The sequence below is a fragment of the Mesorhizobium sp. M7D.F.Ca.US.004.03.1.1 genome (assembly GCF_003998635.1).
Taxonomy (GTDB): Bacteria; Pseudomonadota; Alphaproteobacteria; order Rhizobiales; family Rhizobiaceae; genus Mesorhizobium; species Mesorhizobium loti.
Genome location: NZ_RZQG01000620.1, coordinates 1 through 3,611, shown reverse-complemented (window position 1 = coordinate 3,611; position 3,611 = coordinate 1). Strand labels below are relative to the sequence as shown.

Genomic DNA, 3,611 nt, shown 5'->3' with positions numbered 1-3,611 from the left:
GCGTGAACCCTGGCAGACGAGGCTCGGCCGTCGCCGGGTTCGATTTTTTCCGACACGGCGGCGATGCGGTGCGACGAGGCGATCAGCGTCGTGCGCTCGGGCGTGACAAAGCCGCGGATGATGGCGCGGCCGGCTTCCATCAGTTCAGCGGCGATCAGGATATCCACATCGCCCTGCGACGGCGACAATGCAAAGACCGGCAGCCGGCCGGTGTCGCGGGCCATCTCGACATAGTAGATGGTGGCGCCGGTGCGCTGGGCGACGCCGGCGACCGAGGTCGATTGCGCGACATAACCGTTGCGCTCGGCGACATCGGTGATCCAGTCGGCGAGCACGCCGCCGCCCTGGCCGCCGACCGCGAGCACGGCAAGCTTGATGACACGCTCGTCATCCTGAGCGCCGACGTGGGCGCGAAGTGGGGGGACAGCGTCAAGCATCGGCGAAGGTCAGGCGCCGGCTTTCGCGGCGACGCTGCAAAAGGCCGATGGTGGCGCGGCGCGCGGCTTCCAGGAAACGGTCCCAATGGCTCGGATTATGGACGACATCGGCGCGGTAGAAGGATGGGCACAGCACCGCCGCATCGGCGACCTCGCCGCAATTGCCGCAGCCGACGCAGCTCTGGTCGATATGCGCCACCGGATCGTCGCGCAGGGGATCGTCGAGCGACTTGACCGACAGCGACGGGCAGCCGGACAGCCGCATGCAGGCATGGTCGCCGGTGCAGATATCCTCGTCGACGCCGAATTTCGGTTTCACCACACGCTCGCCGCCCTTGATCGCCTTGTCGACCAGCGGCTTTTCGCGGCGCTGCCGGTTGAGCATGCATTCGGACGAGGCGACGATGACCTTCGGCCCCTTCTCCTCCGTCGTCAGCGCCTCGCGCAGCGTGTCCTGCATCTTGGTGACGTCATAGGTGCGGTCGACATGGCGCAGCCATTTGACACCCATGCCTTTGACCGCCTCGGTGATCGGATGCTTCGTCGACTTGGTCTTGTTACCGGCGCGCGACGACAGGATGTCCTGGCCGCCGGTGGCCGCCGAGTAAAAATTATCGACGATGACGATGACTCCGTCGTTCTTGTTGAACACCGCGTTGCCGATCGAGGAGGTCAGGCCGTTGTGCCAGAAGCCGCCATCGCCAACGAAGGAGATCGAGCGGCGCTTGGCATCGGGTGAATTGAACGCCGAGGCAGAGGCCGGCCCCAGCCCGTAGCCCATGGTGGTGGCGCCGAGTTCGAAGGGCGGCATGATCGAGAACAGATGGCAGCCGATGTCGGAGGCGATGTGGTGCTTGCCGAGTTCCTGCTCGACCAGTTTTGTCGCGGCAAAGATCGGCCGTTCCGGGCAGCCGATGCAGAAACCCGGCGGACGGCCCGGCACGACATTGATCAAATCGGCGGTGTCGACGCCGTCGCCGACCTTGTTGGGGGCACGCACTTCGCCCGGCAGCAGATGCGGCGCCTCGGCACGCAGGAAGGCGCCGATGCCGTCGAGCATGACCTGGCCGGTGTATTCGCCAGCCATCGGCAGGTGCTCCTTGCCGACCAGCCTGGTGCCGCGACCGGCCTTGTGCAGCATCGAGGCAAAGGCCTGTTCGATGTAGTTGGGCTGGCCTTCCTCGACGACCAGCACCGACTGCTTGCCCTCGCAGAAGGACAGGAACTCGTCATCGATCAGCGGATAGACGGCGTTGAGCACATAGAGCGGCACGTCGGTGTCGCCATAAGTGTCGGCAAGGCCGAGCCGCTGCAGCGCGCGGATGACCGAATTGTACATGCCGCCCTGCATGACGATGCCGACCGAACCATGATCCGAGCCGAAGAACTCGTTGATCTTGTTCTTGCGGATGAAGTCGACCGCCGCCGGCCAGCGTTTCTGCACCTTCTCCTTCTCATGCAGGAAGGAAGCGGGCGGCAGCACGATGCGCCCGGTGTCTCGGCGCGGGGCGTCAAGCGCATCGGCGACCGTCATAGGTGGCCGCTTGTTGTCCTTGGCGATGAAATGGCCGTGGACGTGGCAGCAGCGGATGCGGACCTGCAGCATGACCGGCGTGTTGGAAATCTCGGACAGCTCGAAACCGTCCTCCACCGCTTTGACGATCGAGGGCAGATTGGGGCGCGGGTCGAGCAGCCAGACCTGGCTCTTCATGGCGAAGGCATGGCTGCGCTCCTGCATGATCGAGGAGCCCTCGCCGTAGTCCTCGCCGACAATGATCAGCGCGCCGCCGGTGACACCGCCGGAGGCGAGATTGGCCAACGCATCGGAGGCGACATTGGTGCCGACCGTCGACTTGAAGGTGGCAGCGCCACGGATCGGATAATGCACTGAGGCGGCCAGCATGGCGGTGGCGGTGGCTTCCGAAGCGCTGGCCTCGAAATGCACGCCGAGCTCGCCCAGAATGTCCTGCGCGTCGGCCAGCACGTCCATCAGATGGCTGATCGGCGCGCCCTGATAGCCGCCGACATAGCCGACGCCGCATTGCAGCAGCGCCTTGGTGATGGCGAGGATGCCTTCGCCGGCAAATTCCTCGCCGGCGCCGAGCCTGAGCTTCTCGACTTCCTTGGCAAAAGACCGTTCGGCCATTTCTTCAATCCTTCCGTTACCGCCTGAGGCTGGCGGCGCGTAGGTCTATTTGTTTGCGCATGACCTCTTCCGAAAACCGGCTTCCACTTTTCGGGGTCATGCTAGATGTCGTGCTTGCGAATGTTCTTCAGCATCTTCAAAAGCGTGGCGATGAGCGCGGAATATTCGGCGTCGTCGATATCGTCGAACATCGCCTCGAAGGCGTCATGCATGGCCGGCCAGGCGCGGGTGAACTCGGCGCGGCCCTCATCGGTCAGGAACACGTGGCGGATGCGGCTGTCGGTGACACCTTGCTCGCGCCGTACCAGACCCTGGCCCTCCAGTGAGTCGAGCGTCCGGCTCAAGGTCGACTGCTCGATGACAGTGTAGACCGAGAGGTCGTTGACGGTGATGCCGTCGGTGACCGACAGCACGGCCAGCGTGCGCACCTGCGGAATGGTCAGCCCCTGTTTGCGGAAATCGTCGCGCAAGGTGGCGTTGTAGCGGCCCATGATGCGGTTCATCAGATAGGGCGCGAATTGCTGCAGCCCGATCTGCCCCAGGGTCGAAATGCGCTGGCGCTTTTCCGCAACCTTCTGTTCCATCACAGCCTCCCCGCCAGGAGGAAGCCGGAGCCACCGCCGAGCCCGGCACCCGGATGGGTCGAGGCGCCGATATGGTAGAGGTTCTTGATGCCGGTCTGGTGGTTGCGGCTGGTCTTGAACGGCCGCCACAGGAACGATTGGTCGATGGTCGAGGAGCCACCATAGGGATCGCCACCGACAAGATTGATGTTCATCGCTTCGAGATCGGCCGGCGAATAGGCGCGACGCGCGATGACGCTGTCCTTGAAGCCGTCGATATGGCTGGCAAGGATGGCTTCGGCGCGATCGGCATAAGCTTCCCGCAACGCGTCGGTCCATTGCCCGTCAGCCGGCGCCTGCAGCTTGCCTGCGGCATCGCCCTTGATATGGCGGGGAGCCTCAGGCAGTTGCAGCCACAGGATCGCCTTGCCCTCCGGACAGCGCGACGGATCGAGCGCGTGCGGC

The 3,611-nt window shown here is 64.4% G+C and carries 3 protein-coding genes and 1 pseudogene; all 4 read right to left on the bottom strand.

Translation table 11 applies throughout. The features are described 5' to 3' along the window. On the bottom strand, positions 1–437 hold a 437-nt coding region (locus tag EN935_RS26600), incomplete at its 3' end, for a 2-oxoacid:acceptor oxidoreductase family protein (RefSeq protein WP_206534571.1). Next, positions 430–2,583 carry an indolepyruvate ferredoxin oxidoreductase subunit alpha gene (locus EN935_RS26595; RefSeq protein ID WP_127265276.1) on the bottom strand — a complete coding sequence of 718 codons (2,154 nt, stop codon included), beginning with the start codon at positions 2,581–2,583 and terminating at the stop codon, positions 430–432. The genes EN935_RS26595 and EN935_RS26600, both read right to left, overlap by 8 nt. A 101-nt stretch (positions 2,584–2,684) precedes the next feature. After that, positions 2,685–3,167: a MarR family transcriptional regulator gene (locus EN935_RS26590; protein ID WP_127265277.1), complete on the bottom strand. Its 483-nt coding sequence runs from the start codon at positions 3,165–3,167 to the stop codon at positions 2,685–2,687. Then, positions 3,167–3,611: pseudogene (locus EN935_RS26585) on the bottom strand (NAD(P)/FAD-dependent oxidoreductase); the annotation flags it as partial. The gene EN935_RS26590 and the pseudogene EN935_RS26585, both read right to left, overlap by 1 nt.